This window comes from Nitratidesulfovibrio termitidis HI1 (genome assembly GCF_000504305.1).
GTDB lineage: Bacteria > Desulfobacterota > Desulfovibrionia > Desulfovibrionales > Desulfovibrionaceae > Cupidesulfovibrio > Cupidesulfovibrio termitidis.
Window position 1 is genome coordinate 1229409 of sequence record NZ_KI632512.1, and the last position, 22705, is coordinate 1252113.

At 66.4% G+C, this 22705-nt stretch carries 18 protein-coding genes; 2 read left to right on the forward strand and 16 right to left on the reverse strand.

What is annotated here, in order from left to right; genetic code table 11:
* The first annotated feature begins 18 nt into the window (after positions 1–18).
* Complete coding sequence (locus DESTE_RS05050; RefSeq protein ID WP_281172066.1) at positions 19–1764, forward strand: methyl-accepting chemotaxis protein; 1746 nt, start codon at positions 19–21, stop codon at positions 1762–1764.
* A 174-nt stretch (positions 1765–1938) separates the two neighbouring features.
* Here DESTE_RS05050 and DESTE_RS05055 read toward each other — a convergent pair whose 3' ends face one another.
* From DESTE_RS05055 to mraZ, 16 genes are all read right to left on the reverse strand, one after another.
* Positions 1939–2748 carry a DUF4851 domain-containing protein gene (locus tag DESTE_RS05055; RefSeq protein WP_035065678.1) on the reverse strand — a complete coding sequence of 270 codons (810 nt, stop codon included), beginning with the start codon at positions 2746–2748 and terminating at the stop codon, positions 1939–1941.
* A 138-nt stretch (positions 2749–2886) separates the two neighbouring features.
* Positions 2887–3711 (reverse strand): DUF4851 domain-containing protein, encoded by an 825-nt coding sequence (locus DESTE_RS05060; RefSeq protein ID WP_035065681.1) that lies wholly within the window; start codon positions 3709–3711, stop codon positions 2887–2889.
* 429 nt (positions 3712–4140) lie between these two features.
* The gene (gene ftsZ / locus DESTE_RS05065) at positions 4141–5430 is read right to left on the reverse strand and encodes a cell division protein FtsZ (RefSeq protein WP_035065684.1); all 1290 of its coding nucleotides are present in this window, start codon (positions 5428–5430) and stop codon (positions 4141–4143) included.
* Positions 5431–5473: 43 nt separating this feature from the next.
* Positions 5474–6700 carry a cell division protein FtsA gene (gene ftsA, locus DESTE_RS05070; protein WP_035065687.1) on the reverse strand — a complete coding sequence of 409 codons (1227 nt, stop codon included), beginning with the start codon at positions 6698–6700 and terminating at the stop codon, positions 5474–5476.
* A gap of 69 nt (positions 6701–6769) precedes the next feature.
* A complete protein-coding gene (locus DESTE_RS05075) occupies positions 6770–7609 on the reverse strand; it encodes an FtsQ-type POTRA domain-containing protein (RefSeq protein ID WP_035065690.1) in 840 nt (279 codons plus the stop codon).
* A complete protein-coding gene (gene murB, locus DESTE_RS05080; RefSeq protein ID WP_035065693.1) occupies positions 7600–8520 on the reverse strand; it encodes a UDP-N-acetylmuramate dehydrogenase in 921 nt (306 codons plus the stop codon). Before murB ends, DESTE_RS05075 begins: the two co-directional genes overlap by 10 nt.
* 1 nt (position 8521) lies before the next feature.
* The gene (gene murC / locus DESTE_RS05085; RefSeq protein ID WP_035065696.1) at positions 8522–9889 is read right to left on the reverse strand and encodes a UDP-N-acetylmuramate--L-alanine ligase; all 1368 of its coding nucleotides are present in this window, start codon (positions 9887–9889) and stop codon (positions 8522–8524) included.
* A 62-nt stretch (positions 9890–9951) separates the two neighbouring features.
* Complete coding sequence (gene murG / locus DESTE_RS05090) at positions 9952–11103, reverse strand: undecaprenyldiphospho-muramoylpentapeptide beta-N-acetylglucosaminyltransferase (protein WP_035065699.1); 1152 nt, start codon at positions 11101–11103, stop codon at positions 9952–9954.
* Positions 11104–11155: 52 nt separating this feature from the next.
* The gene (ftsW, locus tag DESTE_RS05095) at positions 11156–12340 is read right to left on the reverse strand and encodes a putative lipid II flippase FtsW (RefSeq protein ID WP_035065702.1); all 1185 of its coding nucleotides are present in this window, start codon (positions 12338–12340) and stop codon (positions 11156–11158) included.
* Positions 12337–13728 carry a UDP-N-acetylmuramoyl-L-alanine--D-glutamate ligase gene (gene murD / locus DESTE_RS05100; RefSeq protein ID WP_035065704.1) on the reverse strand — a complete coding sequence of 464 codons (1392 nt, stop codon included), beginning with the start codon at positions 13726–13728 and terminating at the stop codon, positions 12337–12339. Before murD ends, ftsW begins: the two co-directional genes overlap by 4 nt.
* Positions 13729–13895: 167 nt before the next feature.
* Positions 13896–14972: a phospho-N-acetylmuramoyl-pentapeptide-transferase gene (mraY, locus tag DESTE_RS05105; protein ID WP_035065706.1), complete on the reverse strand. Its 1077-nt coding sequence runs from the start codon at positions 14970–14972 to the stop codon at positions 13896–13898.
* Between the two features lie 132 nt (positions 14973–15104).
* Positions 15105–16589 carry a UDP-N-acetylmuramoyl-L-alanyl-D-glutamate--2,6-diaminopimelate ligase gene (locus DESTE_RS05110; RefSeq protein WP_035065708.1) on the reverse strand — a complete coding sequence of 495 codons (1485 nt, stop codon included), beginning with the start codon at positions 16587–16589 and terminating at the stop codon, positions 15105–15107.
* Positions 16590–16601: 12 nt separating this feature from the next.
* On the reverse strand, positions 16602–18722 hold the full coding sequence (locus DESTE_RS05115; RefSeq protein ID WP_245590735.1) for a penicillin-binding transpeptidase domain-containing protein: 2121 nt from the start codon (positions 18720–18722) through the stop codon (positions 16602–16604).
* Positions 18723–18736: 14 nt separating this feature from the next.
* Positions 18737–19024, reverse strand: coding sequence for a hypothetical protein (locus DESTE_RS05120; protein ID WP_035065710.1), 288 nt, complete (start codon positions 19022–19024; stop codon positions 18737–18739).
* Positions 19021–20106: a 16S rRNA (cytosine(1402)-N(4))-methyltransferase RsmH gene (rsmH, locus tag DESTE_RS05125; protein WP_035065712.1), complete on the reverse strand. Its 1086-nt coding sequence runs from the start codon at positions 20104–20106 to the stop codon at positions 19021–19023. Before rsmH ends, DESTE_RS05120 begins: the two co-directional genes overlap by 4 nt.
* A gap of 42 nt (positions 20107–20148) precedes the next feature.
* The gene (gene mraZ / locus DESTE_RS05130) at positions 20149–20598 is read right to left on the reverse strand and encodes a division/cell wall cluster transcriptional repressor MraZ (RefSeq protein ID WP_035065715.1); all 450 of its coding nucleotides are present in this window, start codon (positions 20596–20598) and stop codon (positions 20149–20151) included.
* 558 nt (positions 20599–21156) lie between these two features.
* Here mraZ and pyk point away from each other — a divergent pair.
* Positions 21157–22569 (forward strand): pyruvate kinase, encoded by a 1413-nt coding sequence (pyk, locus tag DESTE_RS05135; protein ID WP_035065718.1) that lies wholly within the window; start codon positions 21157–21159, stop codon positions 22567–22569.
* Positions 22570–22705: the final 136 nt, after the last annotated feature.

Consider the following 22705-nt stretch of genomic DNA (forward strand, 5'->3'; position numbering starts at 1 on the left):
ATGTCTGCTTTCAGATCAATGAGCATTTTCTCAAAATTGGCTGTCTCTTTTTCGATCATCATCGTTATAATGATCTTCATAAGCATGTTCGGCGTAACAAGGATAGACAGCGTCAACAGCATATCTACAGAAATGAACGCCATATATACTCCATCTATACGATATGTTAACAGGATGATCCAGGATATTGCGATATTCCGTCAGCTTCAGTTTCAGCACAACATTTCCATCGACGCTAACGCCATGCGCACTGCGGAAGATGAAATGAAGGGAACTTCCGAGGCCTTTGAAAAGAGCATGCGGGATTATGAAAAACTGCCGCGGGTCATGGTGGAACAGGAGAATTATGCACTGCTGAAAGCCGATTGGTCCCGTTACCTTTCGCTGCACGAAAGCTTTCTGCAACTTTCGCGCGCCAACAAGAATGAAGAGGCCCTGGCACTGCTGGGCGGAGAAATGCTGCCCCTGTACCGCAAGATGATCACCACCGCCCGCACGACCATCGAGGCCAACAACACAAAGTCCACCGCCGCCAGCGACGAAGGCGACCGCACATACACCATGTCACGCAACGTCATGTACGGCCTGACCATCGGCGCCACCCTGGTGGCTGCCGCCATAGCCCTGTACATGGGCCGCCTGATCGCCCGCCCCGTGACCGAACTGGCGTCTTCGGCAGAACGCATCGCCGGCGGCGCCTATGACACCCCCCTGCCGCCCGACGCCCTCTTTCATGGCGAACTGGTGACCCTGCACCGCGCCTTTGGCGAAATGGTCAGCAGGATCGTGGCCGCGCTGAAGGGCGCGGAGCAGAAGTCACGCGAGGCCGAGCAGGAGGCGGAACGGGCCCGCAAGGCCATGGCCGAGGCGGAAGTGGCCCGCAAGGACGCGGAGGCCAAGGGCGGGGCCATCCTGGCCGCCGTATCCCGTCTGGAGGTGGTCATGGAACAGCTTTCCAGTTCGTCCACCGAACTGGCCGCCCAGGTCGAGCAGGCCAGCCGGGGGGCCGAGGAACAGACCCGCCGCGTGAGCGAGACGGCCACCGCCATGGAAGAAATGAACGCCACGGTGCTCGAGGTGGCCCGCAACGCCACCGAGGCGTCGGACAACTCCCGCACCGCGCGGGCCAAGGCGGAATCGGGCGCGCAGGTGGTCAACAAGGCGGTGCACGCCATCGACGCGGTGCGCCGCCAGGCGGAATCGCTGAAGGACGACATGGGCCGCCTGGGCAGCCAGGCCGAATCCATCGGCCAGATCATGAACGTGATCACCGATATCGCCGACCAGACCAACCTGCTGGCGCTGAACGCGGCCATCGAGGCGGCCCGCGCCGGGGATGCCGGGCGCGGTTTTGCCGTCGTCGCCGACGAGGTCCGCAAACTGGCCGAAAAGACCATGAACGCCACCAAGGAAGTGGGCGACTCCATCCGGGCCATTCAGGAAAGCGCCCGCGCCAGCATGCAGAGCGTGGACGGGGCGGTGAACACCATCGGCGAGGCAACGGCGCTGTCGGGCGAATCCGGGTCGGCCCTTGGCGAAATCGTCAACCTCGTGCAGGTGGCGGCGGACCAGGTCAACGCCATCGCCACCGCATCGTCGCAGCAGTCCACGGCCAGTGACGAGATCAACCGGTCCATAGAGGACATCAGCCGCATTTCCAGCGAGACCTCGCAGGCCATGCAGCACTCGGCGCAGGCCATCGGCGAACTGGCCCAGCAGACCCAGGAACTGGAAAACCTGGTGCGCGCGCTGCGCAACGGCTGATTCGCGGCGAGGCGGGGTGTACGGGGTCGCAAGGGCCCGCCTTCCCGCCCGCAGCAACCACCGGACATGGAAAGGGCGTCCCTGCCGGATGACGGCGTGGACGCCCCTTTTCATGGACGAACGAGCAATGCACAGACAACGTGCGGAAGTTGCGGGCGGCCCGCATCCCGATCGTCAGCGGTCGTCGCCCCGGTCGCGTTCCAGAATGCCGAGCATCCGGGTAATCTCACGGCGCTTCACCTGTTCCGGCACGGCGTCCATCCGGACGATGTCCTTCCCCTTGGCCCAGTCGCCGCCGGGCCGTTCCAGGCGGAAGGCCTGTTCCGCCCGCGCCTCGAAGGCCGCCAGTGCGGCAGGATCGTCCAGCACCGCCGGGCGGCCGAAACGCGGCGCATCATCCGCACCTTTCCCGTCACCGCCAGGCAATGGTTCCCGGTACTCCACCACAAGCTTCACGTGACGCATTTCCGCAAGCCCGGTGAACCGACGCACCAGCGCGCCGGAACGCCATGGCGCGGGGTCGTCCCCAAAGGCCGGGGCCAGCGCGTCCCGGTCCGTAGGCAGCGCGAAGGTGGCGGCGTGCACGGTCATGCCCGCCAGTTGACCGGTGGCGCTACGCGCCCCGACCACCATCACGTCGGGCCCCGGCGCCACATCCAGTGGCCAGCGGTATTCGCTGGAAGCTTCCGCCAGCAAGGCCGCCAGGCGGACCGGAGTGCCGCCGCTCCCTCCGCGCGTGGGGCTGGCATGCAACGCGTAGTACACCCGGGCCGAGCCGGTGGCGCTGGCCGTATCCGGCGCGATATCGGCCACACCCGCACCCGCGGGCGCCAATGCGGACGCCGGGCGCACCAGCAACGCGGGCCGCGCCGACGAGGCCAGCATGTCCCCCGCAAGGCCCCTCCGGACAGGGTTGCGGTGCATGAGGGCGTAGATGAAACCGGCCAGCAGCACGACAAGGGCAAGGACAATCAGCTTGGGCATGGGTCACCTGCAGTTGAGGGGGATACGCGCCGCATGGGCTGCGCCGTACGAGATGCCGGAGCAAGGGATGTACGCTCCCGAGTACGCGGGGGCTGACCGGGTACCCAGGTCAGCCCCCGCGCTCGCGGATGTCCGCTGCTATCTGTCGTCACTGGGCAGATTGCGGATGGGTTCCATGCGCCCGGCCATGCCAGCCAGGTTGCGCACGTGCACCCGGCTGGCATCATACACGAAGTTTTCCGCCGTCACCCCACCGTCCGGATAGGTCACCACCGAGAACGCCGCGCGCGACCGCGCCTCGAACTCTCCCAGCAGGGCGGCTGCGCGTCCGGAAGGCTGCTGCCCCGCGTCCAGCGCGTCGGCCAGTTGTTCCCCCACCCCGGCGGGTATGGGCTCGCGGTATTCCACCACCAGCTTCACCGCCCGGAAGTCGGACAGTTGCGTGTAGCGCCGCACCAGCCAGCGCCATTCACCCTCGTCAGCCTGCAGCGTGGGCGGCGCGGGCAGCATGGTTGCGAACGGGTCGGCGGAAGCGGGCATCAGAAAGGTCGCACCGGCGAAACGGGCGGGGCCGGAGGCGTACACGCCGCGCCGCACCTCGCGCCAGGGGCTGGAAACGTCCAGTTCCCACTGCCAGCCGTCTGGCGCTTCGCTCAACAGCACGGCCAGTTGGCGTTCGCGCGTGGCATCGGCGTAGAAGGCCCAGCCCACGTCGGCATGGCGCAGCCCCAACTCGGTATCCAGCATGGGTGAGGCGGCGCCGCTGCCCAGCAGGTCGAACCCGGCAGCCGGGCGTACCAGCAGCGGCGGGCGCGACGACGACACGACGGCATCACCGCTCAGGCCGCGCGTAAGCGGCGCGCAGGCGGCCGCAAGAAACGCCAGCAGAACCAGCGAAAGAAACAGTGAATACCGAGATCCTGTGGGAGTGGAGTCCACCCCGAAACGACGCAACGTCACCATGGTTGTCTCCTTTGCGGACCACGCCACCAACGGCAGCACCGCGCATATGCACAGGCGGCCGCATCGTTCCTGCTGCCGGATTGCCACTCCGGCGTGCACGCGCACGCTTGGGGTTTTCACGGTTCTCTATACGGCAGGCACGCTTGCAGCGTGCAGTCACGCACGGCATACAGCGTAACCACTGCCACGAAAAAATCCAGCCCCGCAAACGAGAAAAGGCCACCCCCTTGGGGGCGGCCCTCCCGTAAACCGTGCCGGGATGGAGAGGCGTCTTCTTCGTCCCGAGCGCGGGGTCTATCGTGCGCGCATGGCGCGTGGAACCCGGTACCTGCGGTGTACCCCCCCGGTTGTACGCCGGTTCCGCAGGGACGGGGGCCGCGTTCGTCCTGCCGCGTGGGCAGGAAGGGAATGCGGCCTGGCTTCCGTCCGCTAGTCCGCCTGCTTGCGGATGAAGGACGGAATCTCGAACTCGTCCTCGTCGAAGATGAAGTCTTCTTCGCCGGGGGCGTGGGTGTTGATGCGGTTCACCGTGGCCTGCACCTGGCCCTGCTTGCGCAGGTAGGCGGGAATGTTGCGGTCGTCGTCGGAGAAACCGCCAAGGCCGCGCGGCTGCGCCTGTTGCGGGGCGGGCTTGGCCTGCTGCACCTGCTCGGCGCGCGGCTGCGCGGCAGATCGGGGAGCGGGCTGGGCCTGACCCATGGAACCGCCCTTGCGGAACGGGGTGACGGTGCCCGACTTGCCAGCGCCTTCAACGCCCACCATATCTGCGTCGATGCCGGTGGCAATGACGGTGATGCGCATTTCCTCGCCCGCCGCGTCGTCGAACACTGTGCCGAAGAAGATGCGCGCGTCTTCGTGCGCGGCTTCCTGAATGATGCCCGCGGCTTCACTGACTTCGTCGATGGTCAGGTCGGGCCCGCAGGTGATGTTCATGAGCACGCCGCGCGCGCCGTCGATGGACACGTCTTCCAGCAGCGGGCTGGTGATGGCCTTCATGGCGGCCTCGCGGGCGCGCGATTCGCCGCGTGCGATGCCCGCACCCATCATGGCCAGCCCCGATTCACCCATCACCGCCTTCACGTCCGCGAAGTCCAGGTTGATGAGGCCGGGCACCATGATCAGGTCGGAAATGCCCTTCACCGCGAAGTACAGCACTTCGTCGGCCTTCTTCAGCATTTCCACGAAGGTGGCCTTCTTGGGCGCAAGCGACAGCAGGCGGTCGTTGGGAATGGTGATCAGGCTGTCCACGTGCTCGCGGAATTCGGAGATGCCCACTTCGGCCGCTTCAAGGCGCTTCTTGCCTTCGAAGAAGAACGGCTTGGTGACCACGCCCACGGTCAGCGCGCCCAGTTCCTTGGCAGCCTGCGCGATGACGGGGGCCGCGCCGGTGCCGGTGCCGCCGCCCATGCCCGCGGTGACGAAGACCATGTCGGCCTCGCCGATGGCGTCCTTGATGGCGCCCATGCTTTCAAGGGCGGCATCGCGACCGATGCCCGGGTTGGCGCCAGCGCCAAGGCCCTTGGTCAGCTTGTCGCCGAGCTGGATCTTGAGTTCGGCGGAAGACCGGCTGAGGGCCTGGATATCGGTGTTCGCCGCGATGAAGGTAACGCCCTTCAGCGCGGAGGATATCATGTTCTGGACCGCGTTGCCGCCACCGCCGCCGACGCCGATGACCTTGATCTTTGCAGTGCTTTCGGCATCGATCTCGTGAAATTCCATACGCCTCTCCTTGTCCGAATGACTATTCCGTTGGACCCACGGTTTACGAGATGTCGGAGAACCATTTGCGCATGCGCGACAGTACGCGGTTGAACACGTTTCCGTCGCGGATGCGGAACTTGAGTTCAAGGCCCTCCTTTTCGGCGCCGTAGCGCAAAAGCCCCACGGCGGTGGCGAACTTCGGGCTGTTCACCACGTCACGCAGCCCGCCCACATTCCGGGGGTAACCGATGCGGGTAGGCATGTTGAAAATCTGCTCGCCAAGTTCCTGGCACCCTTCGATGAGGGCCGTGCCGCCGGTCAGCACCACGCCCGCCCCGATCATGCTCTTGAAGCCGGAGCGGACGAGTTCCTGGTCCACCAGCGACAGGATTTCCTCCATGCGGGGTTCGCAGATTTCGGCAAGCACCTGGCGCGACAGGCGGCGCGGATCGCGCCCGCCCACGCTCGGCACCTCGATGAGGTCGTCGTTGCGCACAAGGTCGGCCATGGCGCAGCCATACTTGACCTTGATCTTTTCGGCCGAAACCATGGGGGTGCGCAACCCGAAGGCGATGTCGTTGGTCAGGTTCTGGCCGCCCAGCGCAAGCACGCCCGTGTGCTTGATGGAATCGTTGGAGAACACGGCGATGTCGGTGGTGCCGCCGCCAAGGTCGACAAGGGCGACGCCAATCTCCCTTTCTTCCTCGGTCAGTACGGCCTTGCTGGAGGCCAGCGCCTCGAGCACGATGTCCGACACGTCGAGCCCGCTCCTGTGGCAGGAACGCACGATGTTCTGGGCGGACGTCACGGCGCCCGTCACGATGTGCACCTTGACCTCGAGCCGCACGCCCGCCATGCCGAGGGGATCGGCAATGCCGCGCTGGTCGTCCACGATGTATTCCTGCGGAAGGATATGGATGACCTCGCGGTCCAGCGGAATGGCCACGGCTTTCGCCGCGTCCAGCGCGCGCTCTACGTCTTTCGGGCCCACCTCGCCGCCTTTGACGGCGATGACGCCATGACTGTTGAAGCCCTTGATGTGGCTGCCCGCGATACCCGCATAGACCGAACGGATTTCGCAGCCGGCCATCAGCTCGGCTTCTTCGAGAGCTTTCTTGATGGACTGGACGGTCTGCTCGATATTGACCACCACGCCCTTGCGCAGGCCGGTGGAGGGACTGGTGCCGATGCCGACGATATCGACCCCGTCGGGCGTGGCTTCTCCCACGACCGCGCAGATTTTGGTGGTACCGATATCAAGGCCGACAATCAGATCCGACTTGGGCATCTGCTACTCCTGTTTACGCGATGCCGAACGGGTGCCATGGGGCTGCCCGTGCGGTTTCGCACTGCCGGGTCAGCCGCCGAGGGCGGCGTCCTTCTGTACCCAGACGTTGACGCCCCCCGCCTTTACCTCGCGCACCTGCTTCAGTTCGCCCCGACGGGCAAGGTCGTCGAGCACCTTACCCAGCCTGTCGAGGTTGCCGCGCCAGTCTTCCAGCGCGATGCTGAGCCGCAGGTCGCTGTTTTCCAGATACAGTTCCACGCCCTTGCCGGGGCTGAGGCGTACCCACGAAACCAGCGCGATGTCCACGGGCAGCCTGGCCCGCTTCAGGTCGCCGGTTATCTCGGGCAGCCGCTCCAGCGCTTCCTCCGCCCCTGCTTCCACTTCCAGCGTGGGCAGCGAGGTGAACCGGCCCGCCCCCACCGGGGCGATGATGTTGCCGTGTTCGTCGGCGTAGAGCAGCTCTGCGCCGCGCTGTACCCAGAACTTCGGTTCCCGTTCAGCGACTTTTATCGCAAATCCGGCAGGAAGCAACCTTTTTACGGACACTTCCGTAATCCATGGATTGCGCAGCAGCCCCGACTCCATGTCCGCGATGTTTACCGCAAGGCTGTTCGTGCCGGGGGCAATGCCTGCCAATCCCAGGATTTCCTCTTGTCTTAACCTCAAATTGCCGGAGACTTCAATAGTCTTGACTGCAAAATATTCAGATTGTGTCGCATACCTGTAGATATACAACAAACCTATGCTTACACCAACAAGCAGAGAAACGGAAATGATCATGGTGAACATCCACTTGGCGAATGACAGCAGCCCGTTACCGGGATCCAGCGTGCTTTTCTGTGGCTTCACGCTTTTTCTGCTGTACGCATTCTTCGCGCCTTTTTTTCCGCGCGACAACGCTATCGCCATGACCAGACCTTCACTTCCAGTTCGAGATCGATTCCAAAACGTTCACTCACGGCAACTCTTGCAAACTGCAATAAACTGAAAGCATCTTTTGCAACACCATAACCTTCATTGATCATGAAGTTGGCATGCAGAGTCGAGAACGCCATATCACCAATGCGGTATCCCTTCAGGCCTGCCGCGTCCAGCAGCTTGCCCGCAGGATTCATGGGCGACGGATTGCGGAATACGCACCCCGCGCTGTGGGACAGCACAGGTTGTGTCGCTTTCTTCTTCAGGTAGTTACCGCGCATGGCGGCATGCACCACCGCGCTGTCGCACCGCGTCAGGGCAAAGGTGGCGGCGGTGACCAGATACCAGCCGCCCAGCGGCGCTCCAGCCTCGTCCAGCACCTCGAAGTGCCGGTAGCCGTAGCGGAACCGGTCGCGGCCCAGGGTCATATGCCCCAGCGCGGGCGAAAACACGGAAACGGCATGCAACGCGGCGCCGCTTTCGCAACCGTATGAACCCGCGTTCATGGCCACCGCGCCGCCCACCGCGCCGGGTATCCCCGCCAGCCCCTCCATGCCGCACAGCCCCCATGCCGACAGGCGCGACACCAGACGCGGCAGCCGCTGTGCCGCGCCCACGCGCACCAGCACGCGGCCGTCTTCCGTTTCGCCGGTCACTTCCGGGATGGCATCGAAGGGGCCGCCGCCTTCCAGCGCCACCACCACCACGGGCAGTTCGCCGTCGTCGGCAAGGATGTTGCTGCCGCAGCCCAGCATGCGCGGTTCGCCGCCAAGGCGGTCCAGCGCACCGGGCAGTTCGTCCAGGTCCTGCGGCCCGGCCGCGCGCACCTCTGCCAGCGCCCTGCCGCCAAGGCGGAGCGTGGTACGGTGCGCAAGCACGGGGCCGTCGAGAACCTTGAGCATGCTATTCCCTTTCCAGGTAGCGGGGGCCGATGGTGGTCACGTTGCCAGCGCCCAGCGTCAGCAGCAGGTCGCCTGGTTGCAGCACCTCGGGCAGTGCCGCCAGCACGGAATCGAAATCCTGGTGGTAGGTCACGTCGGTCTTGGACACCTGACGGATGCCCTGGGCAAGGCTTTGCCCGCTCACGCCGGGAATGGGCTTTTCCGACGCCGGGTAGATTTCCGTCAGCAGCAGCTTGTCCACCCCGTCGAACACCTTGCAGAATTCGCCGAACAGGGCCTGCGTGCGGCTGAACCGGTGCGGCTGGAACACCACCACCAGCCGCCGGTGCGGAAAGCACTGGCGCGCCGTGGCCAGCGTTGCCGCGATTTCCGCCGGATGGTGCCCGTAGTCGTCCACCACCAGCACGCCGTCGCGCTCGCCCTTGCGCTCGAAGCGCCGCCCCACCCCGCCGAACCGTGCCAGGCCCGACACGATCTTCTCGGGCGCGATGTCGCATTCCAGCGCCACGCCGATGGCGGCCAGGGCGTTCAGGATGTTGTGGCGGCCCGGCTGGGCCAGGCGCACCTGCCCGATGTCGTCGCCGTCGACGATGACGTTGAACAGGCTGGTATCCGCGCAGGCCAGCACCTCTGCCCTGATGGCGTTGCCCTCGCCGAAGCCGTAGGTGACCACCGGGCGCTTCACGCGGGGCAGCAGCCGCCGCACGCCGGGGTCGTCGCCGCAGACCACGTTCATGCCGTAGAACGGCACCTTGTTCATGAAGTCCACGAAGGCGTCGTCGATGGCCTGCTGCGAGGGGTAGTGGTCCATGTGGTCCATGTCCACGTTGGTGACCACGGTGACGATGGGGAACAGGCACAGGAACGAGCCGTCCGATTCGTCGGCCTCTGCGATCAGGTAGGCGCCGTCGCCCAGGCGCGCGTTGGCGCCATAGGCGTTCAGCCGCCCGCCGATGATCACCGTGGGGTCGGTGCCCGCCTCGTCGAAGATGGCCGCGGCCAGCGAGGTGGTGGTGGTCTTGCCGTGCGTGCCCGCAATGGCGATGCCCGTGCGCAGGCGCATCAGCTCCGCCAGCATCTCGGCACGCGGAATGATAGGAATGCCGCGCCTGCGCGCCGCCGCCACCTCGGGGTTCTCGTCGCCGATGGCCGTGGACTTCACCAGCACCTGAGCGTCCGTCAGGTTGCCCTCGCCATGGCCGATGTAGATCTCGGCACCCAGCTTGCGCAGGCGGCGCACCACCGTGCCGTCGGACATGTCCGAACCGCACACCTCGTACCCCAGGTTCAGCAGCACCTCGGCAATGCCGCTCATGCCCGAGCCGCCGATGCCGACCATGTGTATTTTCTTGATCTTGTTGTTATTCATAACTTTTACGTCGCATTTCGCTGTGTTGCATTCACTGACTGCGGCACACAAAAAACTTCAGCCTACCTGCGCCCCGCGAGAATCGCTTCCATGCCATCCACCACGGCGGCGGCGGCCTGCGGGCGCCCCATGGCGCGTGCGGCGCGGCCCATGTCGGCCAGACGCGCGCGGTCAGCCAGCAGTTCGACCAGCACGCGGTCCAATGACACGGGCGCCACGGCAGGCTGGCCGTCGTGGCTGCCAGCACCGGGGGTGATGTCCTTCTGTTCCACCACCAGCGCCGCCCCGGCGTCGGCAACGTGCCGGGCGTTGTGCAACTGATGGTTGTGGGTGGCGAACGGAAACGGCACCAGCACCGAGGGCTTGCCCGCCACGGCCAGCTCGGCCACGGAAGTGGCCCCGGCGCGGCACAGGACAAGGTCGGCCCAGGTGTAGGCGCTGGCCACATCGTCGATGAACGCCTCGACGCGGGCCTCGGAGATTCCGGCCTGCTTGTAGCCCGCGCGCACGCGCTCCCAGTCGGCCACGCCGGTCTGGTGCCACAGTTCCACACCGGCATCGCGCAGGGCAGGCAATGCGGCCACCACAGCCTCATTGATGGCCCGTGCGCCAAGGCTGCCGCCCATGACCAGCAAACGTCGCGAATGGGCGGAACGCAAAGCGCCGCCCCCCTCCGCCGCCCCGGCGTCGACAGTCGCCCCTGCCGCCACGATGGCCGCGCGCACCGGGTTGCCGGTGGCCACGCAGCGCCGCGCGGGGAACACGCCCGCCGTATCCGGCAGGGACAGGAACACCCGCTGCACCATGTGGCCCAGCAGGCGGTTGGTCAGCCCGGGAATGGCGTTCTGCTCGTGGATGGCGGCAGGCCTGCCGCACAGCCGGGCGGCCAGCACACCGGCAAAGGCAGCATAGCCGCCGAAGCCCACGGCGATGTCCGGGTCGAACCGGCGCACCACGGATACCGCGCGCCACACGCCAAGGCCCATGGCCCCGGCGGCGGCCACGGCACGCAGGCCGCGCCCCATCACCCCGCGCACCGGCAGGCCCACATACTCAAGCCCGGCGCGGGCCGCAAGGTCGGCTTCCGGCCCGTACTGCCCGCCCAAAAACAGGATGCGGGCCTTGGGGTACCGGCGGGTGATCTCCTCGGCCACGGCCAGCGCCGGGAAGATGTGCCCCCCGGTTCCGCCCGTGGTGAGGATGACGCGGCGCATGGTGTTTCCTCCGGTGTCTTGAACGGTGGCAGAAACGTGCGAAGGCACGCCGTCAGCGTGCCGTCCGCGAATAGTTCAGCAGCAGCCCCACGCAGGTCAGGGTGGTCAGCAGGCTGCTGCCCCCGTAACTCAGGAAGGGCATGGGCACGCCCTTGGGGGGCGCCACGCCCATGACCACGGCCATGTTCAGCACGGCGCCCAGCAGCAGCACCAGGGTCACCCCGAAGGCGGTGAACCGGTCGCGCAGGTCCTCCTGCCGGGCGGCGATACGAAAGCTCCGCCAGAACAGCATGCCCATCAGCACGAAGACCAGCGACATGCCGATGAAGCCCAGTTCCTCGCCCAGCACGGCGATGATGAAGTCGTTGTGCGCTTCCGGCAGATAGAACAGCTTCTGGCGGCTGGCGCCGATGCCCACGCCGGTGATGCCCCCGGAGCCCAGCGCGAACAGCGACTGCACCAGCTGATAGCCGGAATCCTGCGCATCGGCGAAGGGGTCGAGAAAGGCGGTGAACCGGCGGAAGCGATACGGCGAATGCACCACCAGCATGATGGCCCCGGCCACTGCCGCAGCGCCGGACACGGCCAGATAGAAGAACCGTGTGCCGCCCACCAGACACATGAAGAACAGGATCATGGCCAGCACCGCCGCCCCGCCGAAGTCGGGCTGGCGCAGCAGCAGCAGGCAGAACACCCCGGTCACGGCAAAGGGCGGAATGACCCCCCGGCTGAAGGTCTTGATGATGTCCTGCTTGGTGCTCATGAAGTAGGCCAGGTACAGGGCCAGGGCGATCTTGGTGAACTCCATGGGCTGCAGGGCCACCGGCCCCACCTGGATCCACCGGCGCGCGCCGTTGACCTTGTTGCCCAGCGGAGTCAGCACCAGGACGAGCATGGCCAGCACCCCGAACAGGATGGGGTACTGCAGCTTGTACAGCAGGTTGCGCGGCACCACGGCGGCGGTGAACATGGCCACCCCGCCCACGCAGGCAAAGATCAGCTGGCGCTTGAAGAAGTAGTACTTGTCGCCGTTGAAGCGCTCGGCCACGATGCCGCTGGCGGACAGCACCATCAGCAGGCCGATGCCCAGCAGGGTCAGGGCGATGGCGAACAGCCACCAGTCCACGCCGCCCTGCTGGCCGTGGTCGCCATGGGCGATGCCGCCGAAGCTGCCGCCGTGGCGCAGGTCCGCCAGTGCGGCGGAAGGATGGGCGTCCGCGTGCGCGCCGAACCTCATGGCAGGGCCTCCACCGCGCGGCGGAAGGCGTGGCCGCGCTCCTTGTAGTTGGCGAAGAGGTCGAAGCTGGAAGTGGCCGGGGCCATCACCACCGCGTCGCCCGGCTGGGCCAGCGCGGCGGCCTGGGCCACGGCGGGGTCCAGCGTGTCATGCCAGGACAGGCTGAAGCGGTGGCCCGGCAGGGGCAGCCCCGCCTCGGTGTCCCTGGCGTTCGCAGGGCAACCGGCGTGGCATTGCCATGCGGCCTCGAAATATTCACGGCTTTTGCCAAAGCCCACCACGGCCCTCACACGCCCGTGCATCAGGGGCAGCAGCGACGCAAGGTCGCCTCCCTTGAACTTACCGCCCACCATCAGCACCACGGGACGGTCGAAGGCTTGCAGGGCCACGCGCAGGGCTTCCACCGTGGTGCACTTGGAATCGTTCACCCACAGCACGCCGTTGCGCTCTGCCACGGCCTCCAGCCGGTGTTCCAGCGGGGCGAAGTCCGCCACGGCCCTTTCCGCCGCCTCCGGCGTCACGCCGAACTCGCGGCAGGCCTGCCATGCGGCCTCGATGTTGGCCTGATTGTGCCCGCCCAGCAGGCGGGTATGCGGAAAGCGCCGCGCCGCCGCGTCGAAGAACAGCGTGCGGGGCTTCAGCTCGCGCGCGGCCACCAGGTCGCGCACGCCCTGGCCGAAGATGGCCAGATCGCCTTCGTCCATGCAGCGGAACAGCCGGAACTTGGCGTCGATGTATTCCGCCATGTCGGCGTGGTAGTCGAGATGGTTCTCGCTGATGTTCAGCAGCATGGCCACGCGCGGGCGAAAGGTGGTGCAGGCTTGCAACTGGAAGCTGGAAATTTCGATGACCAGCACATCGGCCCTGGGGCTGCCATTCGCCCCACCATGCGCTACGGACAGCACGTACTCGCTGAGGGGGGTGCCGATGTTGCCGCCCAGAAACACGGAAAGCCCCTGCGCGCGCAGCATGGCCGCGCACAGCGAAACCGTGGTGGTCTTGCCGCTGGTGCCGGTGACGGCCAGTACCGGCTCGCCGTCCAGCTGTCGCCAGGCAAGCTCCATTTCGGCCAGTATCTCGGGGGCGTCCGGCCCCTGCGGCAACAGCGGGCGCAGCGTGGCCACGGCCATGCCGGGGCTGGGCACCACGGCCCGCGCACCCTCGAACTGCGCCGGCGCATGGTCGCCAGTGGCGATTTCCACACCGGCATCGGCGGCCCAGCGCACAAAGTCGGCGGGCACCCCATCGGCGTTGCGTTCCAGCAGGCGCACGCGCGCGCCCATGCGGTGCAGCAGCCGCGCGGCAGCCATGCCGGAGCGGCCCGCGCCCACAACCACCACAAGGTCGCCCTTGCCGATGGTTTGCGCCGTGTGCTTGTCGCAGGTCATTGCCGTATCCTTCCGTCCTCAGGGCGCTGCTTCCGAAGCAGGATTTTCGTTCGCTGGCAAGGAAAACAAGCCCGCCATGAGGGAGTATACTCTTATGGTATTCGACCGTAATGGCTGGCGCAGTTTGACGCCGCCAGCGGACGAAAAGACAATTCGGAGCCAGCGTCCTAGCGGAGCTTGAGGACAGACAGCGCCATCAACCCCAGCAGCGCCGACATGATCCAGAACCTGATGATGATCTTCGACTCGGGAATGCCCTGCAATTCGAAGTGATGGTGCAGCGGGGCCATGCGGAAGATGCGCTTGCCCCCCGTGAACTTGAAGTAGCCCACCTGCAGGATCACCGACAGGGTTTCCACCACGAACAGCCCGCCCACGACGAGCAGCAGCAGTTCCTGCTTGCACAGCACGGCCAGAAAGCCCAGCGCGCCGCCAAGGGCCAGCGAGCCCACGTCGCCCATGAACACCTGGGCCGGGTAGGCGTTGAACCACAGAAAGCCCAGGCTCGCGCCCACCAGCGCCCCGCAGAACACGGTGACCTCGCCCACGCCGGGCACGTAGGGCACTTGCAGGTAATTGGACATCTGCACGTTGCCCGCCACGTAGATGAACACGGCAAAGACCATGCCCGCGATGATGGTGGGGCCGATGGCCAGGCCGTCCAGCCCGTCCGTAAGGTTCACCCCGTTGGACGAACCCACCATCACCGTCACGGCGAAGGGGATGTACAGCCAGCCGAGGTCGGGCGCGAGGCCCTTGAAGAACGGAAACGCGAGGCGCGTGGAATACACCGGTTCGCTGACCACCATGTACATGGCCACGGCGGCCACAATCACCTGCCCCAGAAACTTGGCGCGTGCGGACAGCCCCTTGTTGTTGCGGCGCCGTACCTTGATGTAGTCGTCCAGAAAGCCCACCAGGCCGAAGCCGAGAAAGATGAGCATGGTCAGCCAGACGTACTTGTTGGTCAGGTCGGCCCACAGCAGCACGCTGATGGACAGCGAAAAGGCGATGAGCAGGCCGCCCATGGTGGGTGTGCCCGCCTTCTGCATGTGGCAGGTGACGTCCTCGTGAATCTGCTGGCCGCACTTGATGCGTTGCAGCCATTCAATGAACCGGGGCCCCATGAGGATGGACAGCAGCAGCGCCGTCAGCAGCGCCCACACTGACCGGAAGGTGATGTAACGAAAGACGTTGAGGACCGTGAATTCGGCACTGAGGGGATACAGCAGGTTATACAGCATGGCGCGCCCCGGTGTCGTGCCCCGTCATGCGCGCGCCAGGAACGGCACGGCGGAACACGGATATCCCGGCAATGCCGCCGGTCGTGAAGGATGCGGCGCGGCCCCGCGCGGCGTGGCGCATGGCGGTGAACATCAATTGCACCCCAGTATCTCCCGAATGACCTGCTGGTCGCTGTACGGCACCTTGCGGTCGCCGATCTGCTGGTAACTTTCGTGCCCCTTGCCCGCCACCAGCAACACGTCGCCCGGCTGCAGCAACGCCAGGGCCTTGCCGATGGCCCTGGCCCGGTCGGGGTCGCTGACCACTTCGCGCGCCCCGGCAAGGCCGGGCAGCACGTCGGCCATGATGGCCTCCGGGTCCTCGTGGCGGGGGTTGTCGGACGTGAGCACGGCCACGTCGGCATGCCGTGCCACCGCCTGCCCCATCAGCGGGCGCTTGGTGCGGTCGCGGTTGCCGCCGCAGCCGAACACGGTGACGATGCGCGAAAAGCCCACCGCACGCAGCGCGCGCAGCACGTTTTCGAGCGCGTCGGGGGTATGGGCGTAATCGACGAAAATGTCCAGCCCCCGCGGATTCACGATGCGCTCCAGCCGCCCCGGCACGCCGGTGAAGTCGGCCAGGCTGGCGAAATCCTGCGGCGCAAGGCCCATGCCCAGGCATACCGCCTGCACGGCCAGCAGGTTGGAGGCGTTGTGCACGCCGACGAGATGCGAGGAAAGCTCCCACTGCCGCCCCTCGAAGGTCATGCGCAGCGTGAGGCCCGAGGTGGCGTTGCGCACCATCTCGCCGTGCAGGTACCGACGGCCCTGAACGGCGTTTGCCGCATCCAGCCCGAAACCGATGGCGTGCGGAACCTCGCCCAGCAGGCGGCGGCCCCAGGCGTCGTCGGCATTGACGGCGCAGGCCTTGTCCGCGTCGGGCAGTTCGGTGAACAGGCGGGCCTTGGCGGCATAGTAGTGTTCCATGTCGCCGTGGTAATCCAGATGATCCTGCGTCAGGTTGGTCAGGATGGCCCCGGCAAAGCGGATGCCCGCCACCCGGCGCTGATCCAGCGCGTGGGACGAGACTTCCATCAGCGCCACGTCCACCCCGGCGTCGCGCATGCGGGCCAGCATGGCGTGGGTTTCGATGCAATCGGGGGTGGTCAGGGGCGCGTCCATGGCAAAGCCCGGCCAGCGGTAGCTGACGGTGCCCAGCACCCCGGCCCGGCGGCCAAGGGCGGAAAACACGTGCTCCAGCAGATAGGTGATGGTGGTCTTGCCGTTGGTGCCGGTAACGGCCACCACCGGAAAAGGCAACGCATCGGTGCCGTGGCGGGCCTGACCCAGCAGGCCGATGGCCGCGCGCGGATCGTCGTGGGCGGCCACCACCGCGCCTGCGGGGGCGTCGGCAAGAGCCGCTTCCACCCGGTCGGGCAGGCAGACCACCGCACCGGCTCCGGCTGCCCACGCCTTGGGGACGAAGTCCGCGCCGTCCACGCCCGCGCCACCGTTGGCGGCAACACCGGGCACGGCCACGAACACGTCGCCCCGGCCCACCTTGCGCGAGTCGGTACGGATTTCCGGCGTGTTGGCACGAACACGGACCAGAAGTTCATCAAAAGATATACGGGTCATCTGCCGATGCTCCTAGGAATTCTCGGAAAGCCACAGGACGCACTGCCCCGTGGGCTGGCCCTTGGGCCATTCGGTACCCGGTTCCGGCGTCTGACGGACCACGGTCTGCCCCGCGCCCTTGAGCACGGGCACCATGCCTTGCCGGGCAAACACCTCCACGGCCCGGCGCACCGACTTGCCCACCACGTTGGGCACCCCGTCGGGGGCCTCGCGCACGGCCTCGGCCACCTCGCGACGCACTTCCACCGGGCCGGTCTTGCCCATGGGCGTGGCGTAGGTGGGGGCCTCGGGGTCGGGCGCATCGGGCAGCAGGCCATGGTAGGCCATGGTGCGCATGGCCACGTGCTTGAACACGGGCGCCGCGACCACGCCGCCGTACGAATTTTTCTGGGGTTCGTCCACCATGACCAAAATCAGGTACTTGGGTCTGTCGATGGGCGCAAAACCCACGAAGGAAGCCAGTCGTTCGTGCCCGTAACGGCCCGTTTCGTCAGCCTTTTGCGCAGTGCCGGTCTTGCCGCCCACCATGATGCCGGGGATGCGCGCGCGCGTGCCGGTGCCATCTTCCTCCACCACTTCGCGCAGCATGGAGATGACCTGCTTCACCGTCGTGTCGTTGTACACCTTCTGGCTGGCCGAATTGGCCGGGGTGTCGTCGCCGGAATCCACGATCAGCCGCAGCGGCTTGCGTTCGCCGCCGTTGGCCAGGGTCAGGTAGGCCTGGGCCATCTGCACGCCGGTGGCGGCTATGGACTGGCCGAACGAGGTGGTGATCAGGTCCGGCTCGGACCAGTGGCGCGGGTCACGCAGAATGCCCTTGCTCTCGGTGATGGGCAGGCCGGTGCGTTCGCCGAAGCCCAGCTGGTTCAGGTATTCCCAATACCGCTTGGCTCCCAGTTCCAGGCCTATCTTGGCCATGCCGATGTTGCTGGAATAGCGCAGCACCTTGTTCACCGGCAGCACGTCGTAGCTGTGCGTATCGCGAATGGTGATGTAGCGGGTCTTCCAGCGGCCCTTTTCGCAATTGAAGGTGGTGTCGCCCTTGACCGCCCCTTCCTGCAGGGCGGCAGCCACCAGGAAGGGCTTCAGCGTGGAGCCGGGCTCCAGCGCGTCGGCGGCCAGGCGGTTGCGCCAGCGTTCGGGCTTGTAGTCGCGGTAGGCGTTGGGGTTGAAGAACGGGTACTGCGCCCAGGCCAGGATGTCGCCCGAATCCACGTCCACCACAAGGCAGCCGCCCCAGGTGGCGTCGAACTGGTCCACCGAGCGGGCCAGGGCTTCTTCGGCGAAGAACTGCACCTGGGTGTCGATGGTCAGGCGCACGTCGTGACCGCGCAGGGACGCGCGCCCTCCGCCGCCGTCCATGTCCAGACGGCGTCCGGCAGCGTCGCGCTGCACCACGTTGCGGGCGGAATCGCCGCTCAGCACATCCTCGAAGGTCAGTTCAAGCCCTTCAAGGCCCTTGTTCTCCATGCCCACGAAGCCGAGCAGTTGCCCGGCCATCTGCTTGAAGGGATAGATGCGCTCGTACTCGCTGCTCAGGTACACGCCGGACAGCCCGGCCTTGCGCACGTTTTCGGCGGCCAGATCATCCACCTTGCGGGCCACCCATGCAAAGCCGCGCTTGGAGGTGACGGCCTCTCGCACCTGCTTGGCAGGGGCTTCCAGCGCCGTGGCAAGGGCGTTGACGGTGGCGTCAACGTCGCGCACCCCGCCGGGGCGGACGTAGACGGAGCGCACTTCCACGCTGCGGGCCAGTATCTGCCCGTTGCGGTCCAGGATAGCGCCGCGCCTGCCGGACACGGTCTCCGCAGCCATGTGCTGGCGGCGGGCAAGACCGGCCAGCCGGTCGCCGTCGTAGACCTGCACGTACCAGGCGCGCGACCACAACAGCAGCCACAGCAGCGCGAACACGCAGCCCACGCTGTACAGGCGCACCTTGCTCCAGTCCGTCTCGCCAAAGCGGGCAAAGGGATTGAAGCGCATGCCGCCCCCGAACGATGTGCCGGGGGCCTTCTTGTTGCGCAGGGCACGCGCGGCACGGGGGGCGCGCGCTTCGAAAGAGGGACGCGCGTCGCGCGCGGTGCGCGGCGCGGGCCTGCCGAGTATGCGTGACTTCCTGTCTGCTCGCAGCATGATGTTCCGGGGCGCTAGCGCCCCGCCTCCTCGATGCGGCGGATCTGCCCCGGGCGTGCCCCCCGCATGCCCATGGCCTCCGCCTTCCTTCCCAGTTCATACGGCGACATCAGCCGGTCCCGCTCCACTTCCAGCTTGGCGGTCAGGGCCGCCCTTCCGTCCAGTTCGCCCTGCAGCTTGCGCAGGTTGTAGGCCATGTCCATGCGTTCGATGTTCAGCCACACCAGCGACAATCCCAGCACCAGGCTGGTCAGCACCGACAGGATCATGGCCAGCACCCAGCTTCCCACGCCGTGGCTCATGATGCGCTCCCTTCCGCCGTATCGCGGCCTTCCGGGGCGTACTTGTTGCGCCGCCGGGGGCGCGGGGCCTGCCCTTCCGCCAGCCGCTGGGCCGCGCGCAGCTTGGCGCTGGAGGCGCGGGAATTGCGGGCCAGTTCCGCCTCGCTTGCGGTGACCGGCTTTCTGGTCAGCACGTCCACGCGGGCCTTGTGGCCGCATTCGCAGCGGGACACGCTGCGCGGGCACACACAGCCCTGCGATTCGTCCCGCAGGCGGTGCTTGACGATGCGGTCTTCCAGCGAATGGAAGGTGATCACCGCCAGCCGTCCGCCGGGGTTCAGCCGGTCCAGGATGCGGTCGAGAAAGCGTTCCAGCTGGCCCAGTTCGTCGTTGACGGCCATGCGCAGGGCCTGGAAGGTCCGGGTGGCCGGATGGTTGCGCGAGGTGGCGCGCCACTTGGCCGGGTAGGCCCGGTCCACGATGGCCACGAGCTGGGCCGTGGTCTCGATGGGGCCAGTCGCGCGGGCATCCACGATGGCGCGGGCGATGCGCCCGGCCATGGGGTCTTCGCCGTAGCGCAGGATGATGTCCTTGAGCACGTCCGCGGTGGCCCGGTTCACCAGCTTCGAAGCCGGGTCCTCGTCGCCGTCCCGGTCCATGCGCATGTCCAGCGGGCCGTCGGCATGAAAGCTGAAACCCCGGTCGGCCATGTCGATCTGCATGGACGACACGCCGATGTCGATGAGCGCGCCATCCACCTTGTCCCAGCCCAGTTGGTCCAGCGCTGCCTCGAAGTCCGCGTAGCGGGTATGGAAGAAATGCACGCGCCCTGCCCACGGGGCCAGACGCTGGCGGGCCAGTTCCAGTGCCGTGGTGTCACGGTCGAGGCAGCACAGTTCGCCGTCCGGGCCGATGCGTTCCATGATGGCGGCGGAATGGCCGCCAAGGCCCACGGTGCCGTCCAGGTACCTGCCGCCGGGGTGGGGGGCCAGCGCCTCCAGCACCTCGTCCAGCAACACGGGCACGTGCAGCGTGGCGGCGCGAGCCCCTTCCGTGGAAGCGGAGGCGGCCTGCGGTGTGGTGGAGTCGGGTGCGCCGGTCATTGCGTTGTCCTGTTGCTCTTAAGGGACTGTGCCCTGCCGGGCCTAAAGGGAAAGCTCTATGCCGCTGTCAGCCAGCTCTGCTGCCACGTCGTCGAAGTCCTGCGCCACGATGCCGTCAAAGCGCGACTGATCCCAGATTTCGAAGCGGCTGCCCTGGCCCAGCAGCACCACGTCCTTGGTGATGCCCGCGTAGTCCATGTGCGAACGCGAAATGCGCACCCGCCCCTGGCCGTCCAGTTCCATGAGTTCGGCGCTGCCGATGACCAGGCGGCGGAAGTCGCGCATCTTGCGCGAAGGATTCTTGAGGGTGGAGAACTTGCGCTCGAAGTCTTCCCAGTCGGGCAGGGGGTAGCCCATGACGCAGTCGTCGAAGCTGGTCAGCACCAGCTTGCCGCCGTCGGCACGCGACACGAGGATGTCGCGGAAATCCGGCGGCAGCATCAGTCGGCCCTTGGGGTCGAGACTGCGGTGGGAACGGCCTCTGAACAACATGGGAACACCACTTGCCTGTCATCTTGCGCTGTTGCGCAAGGCGTCGAAACTGCAAACCCTGCTTCCACCGTTTCCCCCGCGTGCCGCACGAAGGCTTTCTGATCGGAAGGAAGGGGCCTTTTCTGGGAGACTCTACCACCTTTTACCACAATTTCCCACTTTCTCTATGATATGTTTGGCACTGTCAAGCCGTGGACTCCGGCAGAGTCTAGAAAATTTCTAACGGTGGTTCCCCCGCGCGAGACGCATGACAAATAGTACATTATTATACTGTATTAGACTTGGTGGCACGAAAGACGAAAAACCACATCGGGCCACCCGCACGGAACCTGTCCGTGCGCTGGCGCACGGCATTTCGACGCGCCCGATGGCCCGCGACCTGCCCCTTGCGATGCGAACCACCGGCCTGCGCTGATATTTTTGCGGAACACATGGGGACACAAAGGGTGTCGGCACGATATACGAGGGTATTCGCCACGCGCCGCCGCATGGCCGACGCAACCTCTCGCGACGCACAAACGGCTTGACAAGATACAACTTATTGCACAGGGGTGGATCATGAGAACGAAGATAATCGCCACCATAGGTCCGGCATCGCGCTCGCGCGAGGTGCTTTCGCGCCTCATCGCCGCGGGAGTGCGCATCTTTCGCCTCAACTTTTCCCACGGCAGCGCACCCATGTTCGTGGATCTGGTGCGCCTGCTGCGCGAACTGGAAGCCGAATGCGGCAGCCCGGTGACCATCCTGCAGGACCTGTCCGGCCCCAAGATCCGCATCGGTGAAATTCCGGACGGCGCCATCTCCGTGGGCAAGGGCGACCGTGTGCTGCTGGGCCCCAAGGCCCCTGCCGACGCCGTGCTGCCGTTCCTCCCCTTCACCAATCAGGCCGTGCTGAACGGACTGGAAGCCGGTGACCGGATGGTGCTGTCCGACGGCGGGTTGCAGTTCCGCGTGCTGGGCACCGCGCCCGAGGGGTGCTTTGAACTGGAGGCCGACAACAGCGGCATCATCACCTCGCGCAAGGGCCTGGCCCTGCCCGGCAAGTCGGTGCGGCTGCCCGCCCTGACCGAAAAGGACCGCAAGGACCTAGCCGACGGCCTGGAACTGGGCGTGGACGCCGTGGCCCTGTCCTTCGTGCAGACGCCGGAAGACATCCGCGACGCCAAGGAAATCATCGCGGCCAGCGGCCGCAAGCACATCCCCGTCATCGCCAAGCTGGAACGCCAGAACGCCGTGGACCGGCTTGACGACATCCTGGCCGAGGCCGACGTGATCATGGTGGCCCGAGGCGACCTGGGCGTGGAATGCCCCCTGCCCGCCCTGCCCGCCATGCAGAAGCGCATCATCCGCGCCTGCAACCGCGCGGCAAAGCCGGTCATCGTGGCCACCCAGATGCTGCTGTCCATGGTCAACAGTCCCTCGCCCACCCGCGCGGAAACCACCGACGTGGCCAACGCCGTGCTGGACGGGGCCGACTGCGTGATGCTTTCCGAAGAAACGGCCATGGGCAACTTTCCCGTGGAGACCGTGGAATTCATGAAGGAAATCGCCGCCAAGGCGGAAGAACTGCACTTCGAGACGCAGCGCCTTGCCGAACCGGCGGACGAAAAGGGCACGGCGGACTTCCTGGCCTACGCGGCCTGCCTGCTGGCGGAAAAGACCGGGGCCAGGGGCATCGTCTCGCACAGCATGACCGGCGCCTCGGCCCGGCTCATTTCGTCGCGCCGCCCGCGCCAGATGGTCTGGGCGCTGACGCCCGACCAGGCCGCCCTGCGCGCCCTGAACTTCTCGTGGGGCATCGTGCCGCAGGGCATCACGCTGGACATCCCCGGCCACCTGACACGGGCGGAACGCTTCGTGGATACCGCGCCCGACTTCGAAAAGGGCGACAACGTGGTCATCACCGCCGGGCAGCCCAAGACGGGCCGCAAGCCGCGCGGCACCAACATGGTGAAAATATACAGGAAGTAACGGCAGGCGGCGTCCGGCCCCGCCACGGAGCCACGCGAGCGGACCGGACGCCACGGCACCAGCCGCGCATGCCACGCGGACCATGCGGACCATGCGGATCATGCAGACTATGCGGACCATGCGGACCACGCGAGCA